The organism is Mycolicibacterium sp. CBM1, from assembly GCF_054073305.1.
Genome location: NZ_JBSXPP010000015.1, coordinates 119,122 through 137,706, shown reverse-complemented (window position 1 = coordinate 137,706; position 18,585 = coordinate 119,122). Strand labels below are relative to the sequence as shown.

Below are 18,585 nucleotides of genomic sequence, written 5' to 3'. Positions count from 1 at the left end.
TCACACCTCCTTGGCGATCTCGGCGAGCAGTTGCTGTCGTTGGGCCGCCAACATCGGGGTGATCTCGGCGTAGACGGTGTCGAAGAGGTCGCTGACATCAGGGTCGGGCGCGTCGACCACCGCGTCGCGCAGCTCGGCCCGCAGCCGAGCCGAACGGGTAGCGACCCGCTGCTCCACCCGGTCGGTGAGCAGGCCCTGGCGCTCGAGATGACTGCGGTAGCGGGTGATCGGATCCCGCGCCGCCCAACGCTGCACCTCGTTCGGCGGCTGATAACGGGTCGGATCGTCGGAGGTGGTGTGCGGTCCCATCCGGTAGGTGACGGCCTCCACCAGGGTCGGCCCCTCGCCGGCCCTGGCCCGCTCGGCGGCCTGCGCCATCACCGCGTAGCAGGCCAGCACGTCGTTGCCGTCGACCCGGATGCCCGGCATGCCGTAGCCGGTCGCACGATCGGCGATGCTGGGAGCGGCATGCTGGCGAGTCACCGGCACCGAGATCGCCCACTGGTTGTTCTGGACGTAGAACACGCACGGCGCCTTGTCGACCGCCGCGAGGTTCATCGCCTCGTGGGTGTCGCCCTCACTGGTCGCACCGTCGCCGAGGAACGCCACCGTCACCGAGTCCTCACCCAGCCGTTGGGCGGCCATCGCCGCACCGACCGCATGCAGGGCGTGGGTGGCGATGGGGATGCTGATCGGCGCGCAGCACTTCTCGGTGAAGTCGAGCCCGCCGTGCCAGGCGCCGCGCCACACCGCGGCCATCTGCGCAGGCGCGATGCCGCGCACCAGGAAAGCACCCAACTCCCGATACTGCGGAAACAACCAGTCGCTCTTGCGCAGACAGGCGGCCGCACCCACCTGCGCGGCTTCCTGACCGCGGCAGGAGGCGTAGAGCGCGAGCTCCCCCTGACGTTGCAGGTTGACGAACTCGCTGTCGAGATCCCTGGTGACGACCAAGTTCTCGTAGAGCCAAATCAGGGTTTCCGGCGGCAGGTCACGTCGATATCGGGTCTCCGCAGTCGCGGTTCCGTCGGATGCGATGAACTGCACCGTTTCCATGCCGCCTCCAGTCCGCTCAGTGCGGAGGCGGTCAGAGCAACCCGTTGTACGGGCAGCTAGCTAACGGCCGGGGTCGGGCGCGAGCTGAACGATCCGCTCTGCTCGCCGCAGCACCGGGGCATCCACCATTATGCCCTCGAATTGGAAGACGCCGCGTTCCTCACGGGCCTGCGCCAGCACGTGTCGTGCCCACTGAATTTGGTCGGTGCTGGGTGCATAGCCGTCCCGGATGACGGCGACCTGGCTGGGATGGATGGCCACCTTGGCGTCGAATCCCACCGCCACTGCGTCATCCACCTCGGCGCGCAGACCGTCGAGATCCTTGATGTCGAGGTACACCGAATCCAGCGCCAGCTTGCCGTACGCCTTGGCGGCCAGCAGGCTCTGCGACCGCACGTGCCGGGCGACCTCCCGGTAGGAGCCGTCCGGGAATCGGTTGCTGGTGCCGCCGAGGACCGCGAACAGGTCTTCGGCGCCCCACATCACGGCAAAGGCGTTGTCCACCTGGGCCGACTCGGCGACGGCGAGCGCACCCAGTGGTGTCTCGATCAACACCACCACGTCCAGTGGCGCCAACGCGGCGACCTGCGCGCCGGACTCGGTCTTGGCCAGCATCACGGTGGTGTAGGACGTGCGGGCCAGCACCTCGAGGTCGCGCGCGTGATCGGCGGTGGACGACGGGTTGACCCGCACGACGGTGCGCCCCGGATCCAGCTGCGTGCTCACCAGCGCCTGCCGGGCAGCCTCCCGATCCTTGGCCGCCACCCCGTCTTCCAGATCGAGGATGACGACATCGGCTGCGGCGGCGGCCTTTTCGAAGCGCTCCGGGCGGTCGGCCGGGCAGAACAACCACGCCGGTCCGGGATTGGTCAGCCCCATCAGCAGGGCCGCTTTCGGACCATCGTCTTGCGGGCCGCCGTCGCCACGACGTCGCCGTGCTGATTGCGCCCGGTATGAGCGAACGTCACGATGCCTTCGCCGGGTCGGCTCTTCGACTCCCGCTTGTCGGTGATCACCGTCTCGGCGTAGAGGGTGTCACCGTGGAAAAGTGGTTTGGGGAAGGCGATTTCACTGAATCCGAGGTTGCCGACGATAGTGCCTTGGGTCAGCTGGGCCACCGACAACCCCACCAGGGTGGACAGGGTGAACATCGAATTCACCAGCCGCTGGTGAAACGGCGGCAGCGCATCGGAGAACGCCGCGTCGAGGTGCAAAGCCTGGGTGTTCATGGTCAACGTGGTGAACAAGACGTTGTCGGCCTCGGTGATGGTGCGGCCAGGCCGATGCAGATAGCGCACCCCGAGCTCGAACTCCTCGAACCACAGGCCCCGCTGTTCGACCACCCTCTCCTCGGTCATGCGACACCGAGTTCGCGGGCGATCAGCATCAGCTGCACTTCGGTTGTCCCTTCGCCGATTTCGAGGATCTTGCTGTCGCGGTAGTGGCGGGCCACCGGGTACTCGTTCATGAAGCCGTAGCCGCCGTGGATCTGGGTGGCGTCGCGGGCGTTGTCCATCGCGGCCTCGCTGGCGACCAGCTTGGCGATCGCGGCCTCCTTCTTGAACGGCTTGCCGGCCAGCATCAGCGCGGCGGCGTCGTAGTAGGCGGTGCGAGCGGCGTGGGCGCGGGCCTCCATGCGGGCGATCTTGAATTCGATGGCCTGGTAACGGCCGATCGGCTGGCCGAAGGCGGCACGTTCCCTGGCGTATTTCACGCTCTCGTCGACGCAGCCCTGCGCCGCGCCGGTCGACAACGCGGCGATGGCGATCCGTCCCTCATCGAGGATGCGCAGGAAATTGGCATAGCCGCGGCCACGTTCGCCCAACAGGTTCTCCGCCGGCACCCGCACGTCGGAGAAGCTCAGCGGGTGGGTGTCGGAGGCATTCCAGCCGACCTTGTCGTAGGCGGGTTCGGCGGTGAACCCCGGTGTGGGCACGGGAACCAGGATCGAGGAGATCTCGCGGCGGTCGCCGACGGTGCCGGTGACCGCGGTGACGGTGACCAGTTTGGTGATGTCGGTGCCGGAGTTGGTGATGAACTGCTTAGTGCCGTTAATCACCCAGTGATCGCCGTCGAGGCGCGCGGTGGTCTTGGTGGCACCGGCGTCGGTACCGCCGCCGGCCTCGGTGAGGCCGAACGCGCCGAGCGCCTGGCCGCTGGTGAGCTGCGGCAGCCACTCCCGCTTCTGCGCTTCGGTGCCGAACCGGTACACCGGCATGGCGCCGAGCGACACTCCCGCCTCCAGGGTGATGGCCACGCTCTGGTCGACCTTGCCGAGTTCCTCCAGCGCCAGGCACAGCGCGAAGTAGTCACCGCCCATGCCGCCGTACTCCTCGGGGAACGGCAAACCGAACAGACCCATCTCGGCCATGCCCGCCACGACCTCGTACGGGAAGGAGTGCTCGGCATCGTGCTTGGCCGCGACGGGCGCGACGACGGCGCGCGCGAAATCGCGCACGGTCTTGATCAGCTGCTCGTACTCGTCGGGGAGAGTTCCGGTGGACAGGAAAGCGGTCATCGTCATTGTTCCTTCTCTTGTGTGGTGGCTGTGACCCTCGCCAGCAGCTGGCCCACCTTGACCTGGTCACCGACGGCGACGAGCAGTTCGACCACGCCGTCGACCGGCGCGGACAGTGAGTGCTCCATCTTCATCGCCTCGACCGCGACCACCACGGTGCCCGCACCGACCGTGTCGCCGTCGGCCACCCCTAGGGCCACAACGGTTCCGGGCATCGGGCTGATGAGTTCGGCGTCGCCGCCGTGCTCGTCCTCGGAGCGCACGGGCGCTTCGCGGACCTCTTCCAGCTGCACCGAACGACCGCCGCCGGCCAGCCAGATCCGGGGGCCGTCGGTGGCGACGGTGAACGTTCGGCGGATACCGCCGAACACTACGGCCAGCACGTCACCGGCCAATTCGGCGGACAGCGGGGCGGTTTCGCCGTCTTCGACGCGGACGAGGGCCTGCTTCGGAGTGCCGGTGATGTGCACGTGGTCGGTGCGGGTACCGGATCGCAGCCGAATACTCGTCGGCGCGGGCGCGCCCAGCCGCCAGCCCGACGGCACTTCCCACAGGTCGGCGGGCGCGGTCGGCCAGTGCTGCAACCACCGGTAAGCCCCGGCGGCGACGAACACCTCGTCGCCCGCCGGTTCGGCGGTGTAGACAGTCCGGTCGATCAGGCCGGTGTCGAGCCGGCCCGCGGCCACGTCCTCGTCGGCCAGCAGGAAGCGCAGGAACTCGATGTTGGTGCCGACTCCGAGCACCGCGGTCTGCGACAGTGCGCGGTCCAGGGCGCGCAATGCGGCAGGGCGGTCCTCGCTGTGCGCGATCACCTTCGACAACATCGGGTCGTAGTCGCTTCCGACGGTCATCCCTACCGCCAGGCCCGAGTCCACCCTCACCTGGTCAGGTTCCAGTAGCCCGAGCACCGGACCGCCGGTGGGCAGGAAGCCCGCCGAGGGGTCCTCGGCATAGACGCGCGCCTCGATGGCGTGGCCGGTCATGGCGATGTCGTCCTGGCGTGCCGTGAGCTTCTCCCCCGCTGCGATGCGCACCTGCCACTCGACCAGGTCCCATCCGGTGACCAACTCGGTGACCGGATGCTCGACCTGTAGCCGGGTATTCATCTCCATGAAGAAGAATTCGTCCGGGCGGTCAGCGGAGACGATGAATTCCACTGTGCCCGCGCCGACGTAGTCGACGCTGCGGGCGGTGTCACAGGCGGCGGCACCGATCCGCGCGCGGGTCTCGGCGTCGAGCAACGGCGACGGGGCCTCCTCGATCACCTTCTGGTGACGGCGCTGCAAACTGCACTCCCGCTCCCCGAGGTGCACGACCGTGCCGACAGTGTCGGCGAGAACCTGAACCTCGATGTGTCTGGGCCGCAACACGAACCGTTCGAGGAACAGCGTGTCGTCGCCGAATGCCGCACCCGATTCTCGGCGTGCCGACACCAACGCAGCGGGCAGTTCGGCGGGGTCGTCCACCCGGCGCATGCCCTTGCCGCCGCCACCCGCGGACGGTTTGACCAGGATCGGATAGCCGATGTCACCGGCGGCGTCGATGAGGTCGGCATCGCTGAGGCCGGGCCGGGCGATGCCCGGTACTACTGGCACACCGAACGCCGACACCGCAGCCTTCGCGGCGATCTTGTCGCCCATGGTTCGGATCGCGCGTGCGGGCGGTCCGATGAACGTGATGCCCGCACGTTCCAGCGCCGCGGCGAATTCGGAGTTCTCCGAAAGGAATCCGTAGCCCGGGTGCACCGCTTGTGCGCCGGTGGCGACCGCGGCGCCGACCACCGCCTCGATGTCCAGATAGCTCTGCCGAGCAGGTGCCGGGCCCAGCCGAACCGCGACGTCGGCCTCTCGAACATGACGGGCGCCGGCGTCGGCGTCACTGTAGACGGCGACCGACCCGATGCCCATGGCGCGCAGCGTCCGAATGACCCGGACGGCGATCTCGCCCCGATTAGCGACAAGGACTTTGGAGAACATCGTCACATCCTGAAGACGCCGTAGGAGACCGCTTCGACGGGAGAATTGGCGGTCACCGACAGTGCCAGCCCCAGAACGGTTCTGGTGTCGGCCGGGTCGATGACGCCGTCGTCCCACAGTCGCGCGGTCGAGTAATAGGGATTGCCTTGACGTTCGTACTGGGCGCGGATCGGCGCCTTGAAGGCGTCTTCCTCCTCCGGTGTCATCTCGCCGCGCACGGTGGCCAGCACCGAGGCGGCCTGCTCGCCACCCATCACCGAGATGCGGGCATTGGGCCACATCCACAGGAAGCGCGGCGAGTAGGCCCGCCCGCACATCGAGTAGTTACCGGCGCCGTAGGACCCGCCGATCACCACCGTCAACTTGGGTACCCGCGCGCAGGCCACCGCCGTCACCATCTTGGCGCCGTGCTTGGCGATGCCGCCGGCTTCGTAGTCGCGGCCGACCATGAATCCGGTGATGTTCTGCAGGAACACCAGCGGCACCATCCGCTTGTCACACAGCTCGATGAAATGCGCTCCCTTGAGCGCGGATTCGCCGAACAGCACCCCGTTGTTGGCGACGATGCCGACCGGATGGCCATGGATGTGGGCGAAGCCGGTGACCAGGGTGGTGCCGTATTCGGCTTTGAATTCGCTGAACTCGCCGCCGTCGACGACGCGGGTGATCACCTCACGCACGTCGTAGGGAACCCGGGCGTCGACCGGGACGACGTCGTAGAGCTCGTGCTGGTCGGCGATCGGATCCACCGTGGGCCGGACGTCCCACGGCCCGGGTTCGCGCGGCCCCAGCGTCGCGACGATACGGCGCACGATGCGCAAGGCGTCGCGGTCGTCGTGCGCGAGGTGGTCGGTGACCCCGGACGTCTTGGAGTGCAGATCTCCCCCGCCGAGCTCTTCGGCGGTCACCACCTCACCGGTGGCGGCTTTCACCAGCGGCGGGCCGCCCAGGAAGATCGTGCCCTGGTTGCGCACGATCACGGCCTCGTCGCTCATCGCCGGGACGTAGGCGCCGCCTGCGGTGCACGATCCGAGCACGGCGGCGATCTGCGGAATGCCCGCCGCGCTCATGGTGGCCTGGTTGTAGAAGATGCGCCCGAAGTGGTCGCGGTCGGGGAACACCTCGTCCTGGCGCGGCAGGAACGCTCCGCCGGAGTCCACCAGATAGACACAGGGAAGCCGGTTCTGGGCGGCGATCTCCTGGGCGCGCAGGTGCTTCTTGACGGTCACCGGGTAGTAGGTACCGCCTTTGACCGTCGCATCGTTGGCCACGATCATGCACTCGCGCCCGGACACCCGGCCGATTCCGGTGATGATTCCCGCTGCGGGGCACTCGTCGTCGTACATCCCGTCGGCGGCCAGGGGTGCGACCTCGAGCAGCGGGCTGCCCGGATCGAGCAGGCCGTCCACCCGATCCCGGGGCAGCAGCTTTCCGCGCGCGACATGCCGCTCGCGGGCGCGCTCCGGCCCGCCGAGCGCGGCCGCGGCCAGCTTGACGCGCAGCTCCTCGACGAGGTGCAGATGAGCCTCGCGATTGGCGGCAGGTGATGCCATCGTCGACGTCCCGTCAGTTCAGTTAATGGCGAATAACTCGTGTAAGGTTAGTGAAGATTAACCGAGACGTCCAGACCTGATCCCGGAGGGTGACATCGACACGCCCACTCGCCGCAGCAGGCAGAAGTCAGATCGCCGCTCCGCCCTGCTGACGGCCGCCGAAAGACTGATGGCCGAACGGGGTTTTCAGGCGGTCCGGCTCGAGGACATCGGCGCCGCGGCCGGCGTCAGCGGCCCGGCGATCTACCGGCACTTCCCCAACAAAGAGGCGCTGCTGGTCGAACTGCTGGTGGGCATCAGCACCCGACTGCTCGCAGGGGCGCGCGCCGTGGTCGCCGACGCCGAGAATCCGGCCGACGCACTCGACGGGCTGGTCGACTTCCACCTCGACTTCGCTCTCGGCGAGTCGGATCTGATCCGTATCCAGGACCGCGACCTCGCGCACCTGCCGACATCGGCGCAACGACAGGTGCGACGCGCCCAACGCAGCTATGTCGAGATCTGGGTCGGGGCGCTGCGTGAACTGCAACCGGACCTTGCCGAGACCGACGCGCGGCTGATGGCACATGCGGTGTTCGGTCTGCTCAACTCGACCCCGCACAGCATGAAGCCCCTGGCGGCAACTGCGGCCGACCAGGGGCGTTCACGTGACGTACTACGGGCGATGACGGTGGCGGCACTGTCTTCCGGATCTTCCGGGTCCGCCGCTAGTCACCGTTCCCGCCGTAGCGGTTAGTACCAGACTTTTCGTCCGCCGACCGGGCGGCCGACGGCCCCCAGCACCCACAGAACGGCGCCGATCACCAACAGGATGATCCCGATGGTCCACAAGATCTGGATCTTCAGAACGAAGCCCAGGATGAGCAGGATTGCTCCGAGAACAATCATTTTTCCTCCAGATAGTCACTTACTGAACTGTTTCGAACGCTTCGTTTACTGGCTGGGTTGCGGCAGATTGCAGTTGGCGACAGTCGGATTGACGCCCGCATAGTTCAGCGGACCCGCCACGACGGTCAAAGCGATGGATCCCGCGGTAGCGCAGTTAGCTTGGCTATTCGAGAAGTAACCGCGCTGCCAGGTAGCGAACACCCCTATCAGCAGCCATACGATCACGATCGCACCTATGATTCCGCGACCTCGCATGGTGATGCTCCTTGCTATTAGGCAGAACTTGGCGACGGTAGTTTTACCCGCACGCAAGTTTGTTAAACATTTCCGAATTCGCGACCGTCGAACGCCGGCGCCAGCCAGTCCGCGACCGCCCGGGCCAGTGCGGCGTGATTCTCGCGTTTCACGATCTCGTGCCCGTCGTCTTCGAAGAGCAGATACCGAACCGTTCGGCCACGTTCGCGCAGGGCCGCGACGATCTGCTCGGATTCACTTACCGGAACATTGGTGTCGGTGCCGCCGTGCACCACCAGCAGCGGGGCGACCAGTGAATCCACCCGCTGCAGCGGTGACAAGGCGTCGAGTAGGTCGCGGTCGGCGATCGGGTGGCCGTACTCCGGGTAGGACGCCGCCGCGATCCACGGTTCGGTATTGCGATAGAACGTGTTCAGATCGCTCATCCCGCAGATCGTGATGCCGGCGACGAACAGATCGGGATGGAACGCCAATGCCGCCATCGTCAGGTAGCCGCCGTAAGACCAACCGGCGCAAGCGATTCGAGCGGAGTCACTCAGGCCGTGCTCGGCGAGATAGCGGGCACAATCGGCCACGTCGTCGATAGCGGCGAAGCGCTTCTCCTTGTCGTCGGCATGGATGAATTCCCGCCCGTAACCACCCGAGCCGCGCACGTTCGGAGTGAACACCGCGATGCCCTCGTCGAGCAGCCCCGGAAAAATCTCGCTGTGGCTGGGGCGCGCCTGACCCTCCGGGCCGCCGTGCAGGTAGATCATCGTGCCGATCTGCTCCACCCCACTCGGCGGGCAGTAGAGCCAGCCCGGCAGCTTGCGGCCGTCGCGCGCGGTCACCGTATGCAGTCGCGGATGCGCCGAAACCGGGCCGATGCTGGGCTTGCGGTCGATGCGCTCCCACTCTCGGGTGCGTAGGTCGACCAGTTCCACCGTGCGCGGCAGATCCGGTCCTTGGACCGTCATCGCCGCCATCGAACCGCCGGCGCTGATCGACAGTTCGCCGGCGACCTTTCCGGGCAGTGGGATCGGCTCAGAAACCGTGTAATCGGCACAAGACAGGACCTGCAATTCGCTGCAGCCGTCGACGTTCCACAGCAGTGCCACCGTCGACAGGTCGTCGCTGACCGCGAACTCGTCGAGATCGTGGCCGGGGCGCTCGGCCACCACGTGGTAGGCGACTCCGTCGGGGGTGACGGTCACCTCCAGCAGCCGGCTGTGCGAGGCACCATTGTCGCTGCGGATCAGCGCCCGCACGTATCCGTCGGCACAGTTCGGGCCGTACGTGTGCGCCGGGTGGTACAGCTCGAAGTGCTCACCGTCCACACCCGAGCGCAACCGTCGCGGGTGATGGTCGTCGAGGATCACGCCCATGTCCGTGCATGAGCCGGGATCAGAAGGAAGTAAAGCGATTTCGGTGAGTCCCTTGAGCATGATCAGCTCCCGGTAGCCGCGCGGGCCGACCCGGATCAGCGTCGAGCCCGCCCAGGCGTCCACCAGCCGTCCGCCCGAGCGGCGATCGAGCACGATCAGGCTGCCGTCGGCCGGATCGATCAGCGTCGACTGGCCGACACCGTCCTCACCGGTGAGGATCGCACAGACCCGCGACCCGTCCCAGGCGATGAGCTCGGCCGTACCGGTGTCCATGCCGTCGATACGGCGGGCCAGCCGGTCGTCGGGGTCGGTGGTGACCACCCAGATCTGATTGCGGGTGCCGCCCTCCGGCGCGACCTGGCAGGCCAGCCAGTGCCCGTCGGCCGAGTGGATGACCCTGCGCACCGGGCCCTCGACCGGAAGTTCCACGTCGCGCGACGAGCTGGCCCGCCAGCCCCGCAGGAACCGTTGGACGGCACGCGGATACCCACCGTCGTCGACGATGTGGGCGAACGCCGTCGCGTCGGGCGACAACGAAGCGCCGTACGTTGCCCGGACGTCGGGATCCACCTCGCCTCACCTACCTGTTCATCTCGCACTTGGTCTGGTTACACGTTCCACACAGCTCGCCGGTGGTAAACACGTTGCTGAGCCGACAGGCGACGACGGGGCTGCCGCGCGGGTAGCCTGCAGGCATGAGGTGGGAATGAACGATCCGCGTCGACCAGATTGGTCTGACCCGACGCAGTCGGCCGGCAACGGCTATCAGCCGAGCGCCGATCCCGCCTACGCCGGTCAGTATTACGGACAGGGCTATGGCTCGCCCGGCTACGGTCAGAACCAGCCCACCGAGCAGCTGCCATCCTCCTGGCATCCGGGCGGCGGTTATCCGCCCGGCGAGCCGCCACCACCACCGCCGGGTCCGCCCAAATCCCCGAAGTGGTTGTGGATCGCCGCCGGGGTGGCTGTGCTGCTGGTCATCGGACTGGTGATCGCGCTGGTGATCGTGATGAGCTCAGCCAGAGAGTCGACGGTCGTGGCCCCGCTGCCGCCGTTGACCGAAACCTCCGTTCCCCGGGCCACCACGTCGGTTCCGACGACCACCCTGTCGCCGCTGCCGACGCCGAGCACCTCGCCGACGCCCACCGTGCCCGGTGACGGCACCAGCCCGACCGGTACCGACACCGTCGTCTACAACGTCAACGGCGACGGCCGGGCGATCAACATCACCTACGTCGACACCGGCGGCATCATGCAGACCGAGTTCAACGTGATGTTGCCGTGGAGCAAAGAGGTCAGTTTGACCTCGCCGGCGCGAGGATCGGCCAGTGTCGCCGTGGTCAACGTCGGGCGCGACGTGACCTGCAGCGTCACGGTCAACGGGGTCGCGGTGCGCGAACGAACCGGCCGCGGGCTGACCATCTGCACCGGAGCCGGCTAACGGTCCTTGGTGTGGTTGGGCACCCGCACGAGGATCATTCCGACCAAGCCCGCAGCCAGCACCACGCACAACCCGGCCAGCCCGGCACGGTCGGTGTGGAACGCGTCGACGAAGACGAAGAACAGCCACGGCGCGATGAACGCCACCGCGCGCCCGGTCATCGTGTAGAGACCGAACGCGACCGCCTCCTTGCCCTCGCTGGACATCCGCAGCAGCAGTGTGCGCGCCGCGGACTGGGTGGGACCGACGAACAGGGCAAGCAGCAGCCCGCACACCCAGAACGCCGCCGGCCCCGACAGCGACATCAGGGTCAGGCCGACGACGATCAGGGCCGACAGCGAGGCGATGATCACCGGCTTGGCTCCCAACCGGTCGTCGAGGTGGCCGCCGGCGACCGCGCCGAGGGCGGCCATCGTGCTGGCGACGACACCGAAGATCAGGACGTCGGCCTGGGAGATGCCGTAGACGCTGACGCCGAGCACCGCACCGAAGGCGAACACGCCGGCCAGCCCGTCCCGGAAGACCGCGCTGACCACCAGGTAGTAGACCAGGTTGCGGTCGCGGCGCCATTCGCTGCGCAGGTCTTCCCACAGGCGGCGATATCCGCCGAACAGGCCCACGCCGGCGCGGGTGTCGGGTTCGCCCACTGGGGAGAAGGTGTGCGCCGTCACCAATAGCGGCAATGCGAACAGCACGAACCAGCCGGCCGCCAGCAGCATCGCGGCGCGCACGTTCCACCCGTCGTCGATCGAGACGCCCAGCAGGCCGCGCGTCGGACCGCTGCCGGCGATGAACCCGGCGTAGATGAGCAGCAACAGCCCGACGCTGCCCAGATAGCCTGCTGCCCAACCGAATCCGGAAATGCGCCCGGAGTTCTCCGGGGTGGTGAGCTGCCGCAGCATCGCGTTGTAAGGCACGCTGGCCAGATCACCGCAGGCCGCGGTGAGCGCCAGCAGCACCAGCCCCATCGCGAAGTAGGCCGGCTCGGCACGGATCAGGAACATCGCCGCGGTCGACAGCACGGCAAGACCACTGAGGATGGTCAGCGCGGCGCGACGGCGGGCCGGCGCCTGCACCAGCACGCCGGTGACCGGCGCGAGCACCGCCACGGCGACTCCCGCGATGGTCAGCGCCCGGCCCAGCCAACTGGCAGGCGAGGTACCCCCCGGCAGCCCCTGACCGACGGAGCTGGTCAGGTACACCGAGAAGACGAAGGTGGCGACGATGGCGTTCATGCCGGTCGAACCGCAGTCCCATAACGCCCAGGCCGCAACTTTGGACCGGCCGGCGATCGGGGCCGCCGACGGGGGCCTGCTCATTGGGGCCACAATAGCGATCCCCCCTACGATTGCCCCATGCCAGTACCCGCTCCTTCACCGGACAGCCGTGCCGTCGTCACCGGTGCCTCCCAGGGCATCGGCGAGGCGCTGGCCACCGAACTCGCCGCCCGCGGCCACCACCTCATCGTCACCGCACGCCGCGGTGAAGTGCTGGCCGAATTGGCTGCCCGGTTGACCGACCGCTACGGCGTCACCGTCGAGGTGCGGCCCGTCGATCTCGTCGACCCGCAGGCCCGGATGGCTTTCGCCGACGAGTTGAGCGGCCGCGACATCTCGATCCTGTGCGCCAATGCGGGCACCGCCACGTTCGGCCCGGTGGCCAAGCTCGACCCGGCGGCCGAGCGGGCGCAGGTCCAGCTCAACGTCCTCGGGGTGCACGACCTGGTGCTCGCCGTCCTGCCCGGGATGCTGGCCCGCGAAGCCGGCGGCATCCTCGTCTCGGGTTCGGCCGCCGGCAACTCCCCTATCCCCAACAACGCCACCTACGCGGCCACCAAGGCGTTCGCCAACACCTTCAGCGAGTCGCTGCGCGGCGAGGTGAAGGGGGCCGGAGTGCACGTCACCCTGCTGGCGCCGGGCCCGGTGCGCACCGAGCTGCCCGACCCTGAAGAGCAGTCCCTCGTCGAACGACTGATCCCCGACTTTCTGTGGATCGACACCGAATACACTGCGCGGCTGTCACTGGATGCCTTGGAGCGCAACAAGATGCGGGTGGTCCCCGGAGTGACGTCGAAGGCCATGTCGGTCGCGTCCGGGTACGCCCCGCGGGCGATCGTCACGCCGATCGTGGGCGCTGTCTACAAGAAGCTCGGCGGGGACTGAGGGCGCCTAGCGCCGCGAGTGGCCACTTATGCCACGGATCCGGCGCTGGAGCGTGTCGCAACTGGCCACTCGGCAGGGATTAGCGCTTGCGGCGGGCGGTTCCGAAGATGCTGCGGGTGATCTCACGGCCGATCACCGTGCCCGCCGAACGCATCGCGCTCTTGAACGCGGGGCTGTTCATCACCTGGTCGAGCACCCCGGGTTCGGCCTTGTGTACCTGGGTAGGCATCGGCGGCAGATCGAGGCCGGTCGGCAACAGCGGCGGGAGGTCGGCGGGCTCCTGCGGCGGCGGGGCCATCTTCTCGGCCAGCATCTCGTAGGCCGACTCGCGGTCAACGGTCTGCCCGTACTTGAGGAACAGCGGGCTGGACTGGGCCACGGCCTTGATGTAGTCCGGGCCTATGGTGTCCATCAGCGACTGGGGCGGGCGCAACCGGGTCCACGCCACCGGGGTCGGCGCGCCGCGTTCGGAGAGCACGGTGACGATCGCCTCACCGATGCCCAGCGATGTCAGGTCGGTCGCCAGGTCGTAGAACTGCGTCTTGGGATAGGTGCGGACCGTACGTGAGAGCGCCTTCTGGTCGTCCGGGGTGAACGCCCGCAACGCGTGCTGGATACGGGCCCCCAGCTGCGAGAGCACGTCGTTGGGGACGTCGGTGGGCAGCTGGGTGCAGAAGAAGACGCCGACGCCCTTGGACCGGATCAGCTTGACTGTCTGCTCGACCTGGGCCAGGAACGCCTTGGATGCGTCCTTGAACAGCAGGTGCGCCTCGTCGAAGAAGAACACCAGCTTGGGTTTGTCGACGTCACCGACCTCAGGCAGGTAGGTGAACAGGTCGGCCAGCACCCACATCAGGAACGTCGAGAACATCACCGGGCGGGTGGCGTGGTCGCCGAGTTCGAGCAGGGTGATCACACCGCGGCCCTGGGCGTCGACGCGCAGCAAATCGGCGGGGTCGAGCGCGGGTTCCCCGAAGAAGGTGTCACCGCCGTCGGCTTCGAGGTTGACCAGCGCCCGCAGGATGACGCCCGCGGTCTGGGCGGAGACGCCCCCGATCGTTTTGAGGGTCGCCTTGCCCTGATCGCTGGTCAGGAAGGTGATCACCGAGCGCAGATCCTTCAGGTCCAGCAGTGGCAGGCCCTGTTGGTCGGCCCAGTGGAAGATCAGACCGAGCGTGGACTCCTGAGTAGCGTTGAGCCCCAACACCTTCGACAGCAGAATCGGGCCGAACGCCGAGATCGTCGCGCGCACCGGCACCCCGACGCCGCCGGTGCCCAGCGACAGGAACTCCACCGGGAAGGGGGCCGGTGCCCAGCTGTCGTCACCGGTGTCCTTGGCCCGCTGCAGCGTGCGTTCACCGGTCTCGCCGGGCCGGGACAGGCCGGACAGGTCGCCCTTGACGTCGGCCATCATCACCGGCACCCCGGCCGCGGACAGCTGCTCGGCCATCACCTGCAACGTCTTGGTTTTGCCGGTGCCGGTGGCGCCGGCGACCAAACCGTGCCGGTTCATCATGGCCAGCGGAATGCGCACCTGCGCGGCGGGATCCACTGCGCCGTCGACGACCACGGAGCCCAATTGCAGCGCCTGACCGCTCGTGGCGTACCCGGCCGCGATCTGCTCGGCAGGAGTGCCAGTGGAATCGCTCGTCATCGTCTCCGACCTCCGTCGTTGCTTGCGTGCTGGCCGCTAGGACACTACTTGGCGGCCTGCCTCGGTACCGGGTGGAACCGCGCCATCGGGTGCGGTGGGCTTACTGTTGATCGCTGTGCGTGAAGAATTGGTGTGGATCGACTGTGAGATGACGGGCCTGGACGTGCGAACGGACAAGCTCATCGAGATCGCGGCGCTGGTGACCGATGCCGAGCTCAACGTGCTCGGGGACGGGATCGACGTCGTCATCCACGCCGACGACGCGGCGCTGGACGGCATGGTCGAGGTCGTCGCCCAGATGCACAAACGCTCGGGGCTCACCGAAGAGGTGCGCACGTCCACCGTGGACCTGGCGACCGCCGAGACGCTGGTCCTGGACTACATCCGCGGCCACGTCAAGCAGGCCAAAACCGCGCCGCTAGCCGGCAACTCCATTGCCACCGACCGCGGTTTCATCGCCCGCGACATGCCAACCCTGGACAACTACCTGCACTACCGGATGATCGACGTCAGTTCGATCAAGGAGCTGTGCCGGCGCTGGTATCCCCGGATCTACTACGGGCAGCCGGAGAAGGGGCTCGCGCACCGGGCACTGGCCGACATCCAGGAGTCGATCCGCGAGCTGAAGTACTACCGCCGGACCGCGTTCGTGCCGCAGCCCGGGCCCTCTACCAGCGAGGTCGCCGCCGCGGCCGCGGAGATCGACCGGCCGGGCGGCACCGATTCGGCTGTCGGGCCCCAAAGCGGCTAGTATCGACGGCGCTGCTGTCGGCTTCGGCCGGTCGCGGCGATGGTGGCTGTAGTTCAGTTGGTAGAGCACCAGGTTGTGATCCTGGCTGTCGCGGGTTCGAGTCCCGTCAGCCACCCAGCAGGTCAGGGGCCCGAAAGGGCCCCTGACCTTTTTCTTGTCCGCCTGCGACTTGCAACATCGGCGTGAGGTGCCCGCCATCACATCTGATTCGGTGAAAACCCTGCAAGCTGGCCGAGAGAGTAGAAAGAATCAGTAAGCGGTCTGCTTGCGAGGGCCGAGCGTGGAGGGGAGCTACACGAATGTGTAGTCAGGGGTCTGTGTACAGCGGGGATAGTCAACTACTAGCCAAGTGGGCCGACCGGCTCGACGCGTTCGTCGTCGCGCTCGACGCCATCGACGCCGACGATCCGTTCCGCTACTGCGAGGACGCGTGGGAGATCTGGCAGACGGCCGCCAAGGCTGACCCGCCGCCGGCGGACAGCGCCGCGGTTCTGGTCGTCCTGGAGGCTTTGCGGGTGCTGGCGCACGCCGTGACCACGGTGACGGTCGACTACTACCGCACACCGGACCTCAGGGACCGGATGACGCTGTCGGCGCTCCACGCCGCGCTGACCGACGGCCTTGACTACATCCGCGAGGACTGCCGGCGATGGCTGCACGACGGTATGCCCGACACCGGGGAGATCCGCGCGCGTGCGGAAGCGGTGCGGGCCAGCCTTCAAGCGGCCAACGAATGCGGTGACGAACTGCGCTCGGAGAACTCCGCCCCCGGCCAGCGCTCGTGTCAGGGGCTGGACACCCGCTTCAGCTACGACCGGGTGTGCACACTCAGCGAGGCGGAGAGCAAGCGGTACCGAGAGGCCTATGACCGGCTGCGCCGGATGCTGGACCGCGAGCTGCTACAACACGTCTGCGACGGAGCCGACACGTTGTCGACCGTCCTGTCCGGCGTCGTCCGCGATCTGGAGGCCGACCGGGTATCCCTGACCGACGACGACGCCATGGACGAATGCAAACGCCGCATCCGCTCAGCGCTGCTTTCGGTGACCAGCGCACTCCAGATCCACCGTGACCAGACCATCACCACTGCCGCGAGAACCTTCGGCGTCAACAGCGCACAGGCGAACACGGTCCGGACCCTGTTCAACGACTTGGCGCGGTCTTCGTTCGAATACCGCTGGCTGGAGGAGCTCCGCGACGCCATGCAGCACGGTGACGTCGACGCGGTGACCTATGACTTCCCCACCCGACTCGACGGCCGCGCACGGGTGGACGTGCACCTCAACCGCGAATATATGGCGCGGCTGCCGGCCAGGACCCGACGGACGTGGGTCCGGTCCAGCGAACTCAGCGGACTTAACCGTGACCCGAGCATTGTGGACATGTTGGCCACCGCCGCACCCAAAGTCACCGCATTGCAGGGCCTACTGGACGAGGTTCTGTATCCGAGCGTGGCCGAAGACGTGACGCTGGTCCGGGAGTTCATCTGCCGGTTCGGTGGCCGGGACGGATCGCGGGCCCTGCACTCGGCGGCGGGCTTCACCGGCAGCCGCCTGGCGGCACCCCACCTGTCACCGCGGGTGCTGGCATTCGTCCGCGGCTACCAGACGGCCCGCTGAGCCGGACCGACGTCAGTCGTCGGCGTTGCCGGCCTTCCACTGCTCCCATGGGATGTTCCAGTCGCCGAGGCCCTCGGTGCCCGGCAGCGTCGAGCCGACGGTGTTGCGCACCTCGACGATGTCGCCGCGCTTGGTGTTGTTGTAGAACCACTGCGCGTTGCTCGGGCTGACGTTCAGACACCCGTGGCTGACGTTGGAATAGCCCTGCGCGCCCACCGACCACGGCGCGGAGTGGACGTAGATGCCGCTGTAGGACATCTGGGTGGCCCAGTCCACCTCCGTGCGATAACCGTTGGGCGAGTTGGACGGAACCCCGTAGGTCGACGAGTCCATGACCATGTGGGAGAACCTGTCCCCCACGATGTAGACGCCGTTGTTGGTGGGGGTGCTGTTCTTGCCCATCGAGATCGGCATGGTCTTGACCACCTCGCCGTTGCGGCGGATGGTCAGCGTCTTCGTAGTGTCGTCGGCCGAGGCGATCACCTCGTCACCGATGGTGAAGTGCGACGTGAGGTTCTGCTGGCCGAACAAGCCGTCGCCGAGGTCGACGCCGTAGGTGTTGACCGCCACGTCGACCGTGGTGCCCGGCTTCCAGTAGTTCTGCGGGCGCCAGCGCACCTCGCGGTTGTTCAACCAGTAGAACGCCCCCTGAACCGGAGGCTTGGTGGTCACCTTGATGGCCCGCTCGGCGGCCGCCCGGTTCGGGATGTTCTCGTCGAAGCGCACCGCGATCGGCTGGCCGACGCCGACGACCTCGCCGTCACCGGGCAGGAGGTACGGCATGGTGAGGTTCTCGGGCGACTGCGTCTCGAAAGCCATCTTCTCGGTGGTCACCCCACCGAGGCCCAGCGATTGGGCGCTGAGCGAGTAGCTCTTGTTGTAACCGAGCTGCTCGGTGGTCTTCCACGTGACGCCGTCGGGGCTGAGCTCGCCGGCGATCTGCTTGCCGGATGCGTTGACCATCGTCACCGAGCCCAGCACACCGCCGGTGGCGGTGACGGTGACCGGCTTATCGACGGCGACGTCGACCGCGCCGTCCTTGACCGACACCCTCAGCTGCGGAACGAGAAGGTCGCCGTACGGGGTGCCCTTGTCGGTAATGACCTTCGCCGGTGCCGCGGCCTGTTCGGTGCTGCACGCGCCCAACCCCAGCACGAGGGCGGGGATGATCGCGAGGGCAGCCAGCCGGATCCCAGACCGCGGACGGTTTGCCGAGCCGATCTTCCACATACCGCCCTCTACCTCGCTAGCTGAGTGAATGCTGGGGGTCCTTGGCAATAGTCTAAGGGCACCCAGCTATGCAAGCCACCGCATAAGTCACCGCCGCCCACCTCGGGATTTCACCTTC

Annotated in this window: 17 protein-coding genes and 1 tRNA gene; 6 read left to right on the top strand and 12 right to left on the bottom strand. The window is 67.5% G+C overall.

The window, feature by feature from the left end:
- Genes pdhA through ACXDF8_RS19585 form a run of 6 tightly spaced genes read right to left on the bottom strand, consistent with a single transcriptional unit; the run spans position 1 to position 7,103 of the window.
- Positions 1 to 1,056, bottom strand: coding sequence for a pyruvate dehydrogenase (acetyl-transferring) E1 component subunit alpha (gene pdhA, locus ACXDF8_RS19610; protein ID WP_457224947.1), 1,056 nt, complete (start codon positions 1,054 to 1,056; stop codon positions 1 to 3).
- 60 nt (positions 1,057 to 1,116) lie between these two features.
- The gene (locus ACXDF8_RS19605; RefSeq protein WP_457224946.1) at positions 1,117 to 1,935 is read right to left on the bottom strand and encodes an HpcH/HpaI aldolase/citrate lyase family protein; all 819 of its coding nucleotides are present in this window, start codon (positions 1,933 to 1,935) and stop codon (positions 1,117 to 1,119) included.
- Positions 1,935 to 2,414 (bottom strand): MaoC family dehydratase, encoded by a 480-nt coding sequence (locus ACXDF8_RS19600; protein WP_457224945.1) that lies wholly within the window; start codon positions 2,412 to 2,414, stop codon positions 1,935 to 1,937. Before ACXDF8_RS19600 ends, ACXDF8_RS19605 begins: the two co-directional genes overlap by 1 nt.
- On the bottom strand, positions 2,411 to 3,574 hold the full coding sequence (locus ACXDF8_RS19595; protein ID WP_457224944.1) for an acyl-CoA dehydrogenase family protein: 1,164 nt from the start codon (positions 3,572 to 3,574) through the stop codon (positions 2,411 to 2,413). The genes ACXDF8_RS19600 and ACXDF8_RS19595 overlap by 4 nt, the downstream gene beginning before the upstream one ends.
- Before the next feature lie 2 nt (positions 3,575 to 3,576).
- Positions 3,577 to 5,550 carry an acetyl/propionyl/methylcrotonyl-CoA carboxylase subunit alpha gene (locus ACXDF8_RS19590; RefSeq protein ID WP_457224943.1) on the bottom strand — a complete coding sequence of 658 codons (1,974 nt, stop codon included), beginning with the start codon at positions 5,548 to 5,550 and terminating at the stop codon, positions 3,577 to 3,579.
- A gap of 2 nt (positions 5,551 to 5,552) precedes the next feature.
- Positions 5,553 to 7,103, bottom strand: a complete 1,551-nt coding sequence (locus ACXDF8_RS19585) for a carboxyl transferase domain-containing protein (protein WP_457224942.1) — start codon at positions 7,101 to 7,103, stop codon at positions 5,553 to 5,555.
- Positions 7,104 to 7,179: 76 nt separating this feature from the next.
- Here ACXDF8_RS19585 and ACXDF8_RS19580 point away from each other — a divergent pair, with 76 nt between their 5' ends.
- Positions 7,180 to 7,839: an SACE_7040 family transcriptional regulator gene (locus tag ACXDF8_RS19580; RefSeq protein ID WP_457224977.1), complete on the top strand. Its 660-nt coding sequence runs from the start codon at positions 7,180 to 7,182 to the stop codon at positions 7,837 to 7,839.
- Here ACXDF8_RS19580 and ACXDF8_RS19575 read toward each other — a convergent pair.
- The 3 genes from ACXDF8_RS19575 to ACXDF8_RS19565 form a co-directional block, all read right to left on the bottom strand.
- Positions 7,836 to 7,991, bottom strand: a complete 156-nt coding sequence (locus tag ACXDF8_RS19575) for a hypothetical protein (RefSeq protein ID WP_457224941.1) — start codon at positions 7,989 to 7,991, stop codon at positions 7,836 to 7,838. The genes ACXDF8_RS19580 and ACXDF8_RS19575 overlap by 4 nt on opposite strands.
- A gap of 45 nt (positions 7,992 to 8,036) precedes the next feature.
- Complete coding sequence (locus ACXDF8_RS19570) at positions 8,037 to 8,246, bottom strand: hypothetical protein (protein WP_457224940.1); 210 nt, start codon at positions 8,244 to 8,246, stop codon at positions 8,037 to 8,039.
- A 62-nt stretch (positions 8,247 to 8,308) separates the two neighbouring features.
- On the bottom strand, positions 8,309 to 10,180 hold the full coding sequence (locus ACXDF8_RS19565) for an alpha/beta hydrolase family protein (RefSeq protein ID WP_457224939.1): 1,872 nt from the start codon (positions 10,178 to 10,180) through the stop codon (positions 8,309 to 8,311).
- Between the two features lie 136 nt (positions 10,181 to 10,316).
- Here ACXDF8_RS19565 and ACXDF8_RS19560 point away from each other — a divergent pair, with 136 nt between their 5' ends.
- The gene (locus ACXDF8_RS19560) at positions 10,317 to 11,051 is read left to right on the top strand and encodes an MmpS family transport accessory protein (RefSeq protein ID WP_457224938.1); all 735 of its coding nucleotides are present in this window, start codon (positions 10,317 to 10,319) and stop codon (positions 11,049 to 11,051) included.
- Here ACXDF8_RS19560 and ACXDF8_RS19555 read toward each other — a convergent pair.
- Positions 11,048 to 12,370 (bottom strand): MFS transporter, encoded by a 1,323-nt coding sequence (locus ACXDF8_RS19555; protein ID WP_457224937.1) that lies wholly within the window; start codon positions 12,368 to 12,370, stop codon positions 11,048 to 11,050. The two genes, ACXDF8_RS19560 and ACXDF8_RS19555, sit on opposite strands and share 4 nt — an antisense overlap.
- A 36-nt stretch (positions 12,371 to 12,406) precedes the next feature.
- Between ACXDF8_RS19555 and cmrA the strand changes: the two genes are divergently transcribed.
- Positions 12,407 to 13,213, top strand: a complete 807-nt coding sequence (gene cmrA, locus ACXDF8_RS19550; protein WP_457224936.1) for a mycolate reductase — start codon at positions 12,407 to 12,409, stop codon at positions 13,211 to 13,213.
- Between the two features lie 79 nt (positions 13,214 to 13,292).
- Here cmrA and ACXDF8_RS19545 read toward each other — a convergent pair whose 3' ends face one another.
- Complete coding sequence (locus tag ACXDF8_RS19545; RefSeq protein ID WP_457224935.1) at positions 13,293 to 14,867, bottom strand: helicase HerA-like domain-containing protein; 1,575 nt, start codon at positions 14,865 to 14,867, stop codon at positions 13,293 to 13,295.
- Between the two features lie 115 nt (positions 14,868 to 14,982).
- On the opposite strand from ACXDF8_RS19545, the gene orn reads away from it, so the two are divergent.
- The 3 genes from orn to ACXDF8_RS19530 all read left to right on the top strand — a co-directional run bounded on the left by orn (position 14,983) and on the right by ACXDF8_RS19530 (position 17,237).
- Positions 14,983 to 15,618 (top strand): oligoribonuclease, encoded by a 636-nt coding sequence (gene orn, locus ACXDF8_RS19540; protein WP_457224934.1) that lies wholly within the window; start codon positions 14,983 to 14,985, stop codon positions 15,616 to 15,618.
- Positions 15,619 to 15,660: 42 nt separating this feature from the next.
- A tRNA-His gene (locus tag ACXDF8_RS19535) sits at positions 15,661 to 15,733 on the top strand.
- Between the two features lie 202 nt (positions 15,734 to 15,935).
- Positions 15,936 to 17,237, top strand: a complete 1,302-nt coding sequence (locus tag ACXDF8_RS19530; protein WP_457224933.1) for a hypothetical protein — start codon at positions 15,936 to 15,938, stop codon at positions 17,235 to 17,237.
- 12 nt (positions 17,238 to 17,249) lie between these two features.
- Here ACXDF8_RS19530 and ACXDF8_RS19525 read toward each other — a convergent pair whose 3' ends face one another.
- Positions 17,250 to 18,467, bottom strand: coding sequence for a L,D-transpeptidase (locus ACXDF8_RS19525; protein WP_457224932.1), 1,218 nt, complete (start codon positions 18,465 to 18,467; stop codon positions 17,250 to 17,252).
- Between the last annotated feature and the right edge of the window lie 118 nt (positions 18,468 to 18,585).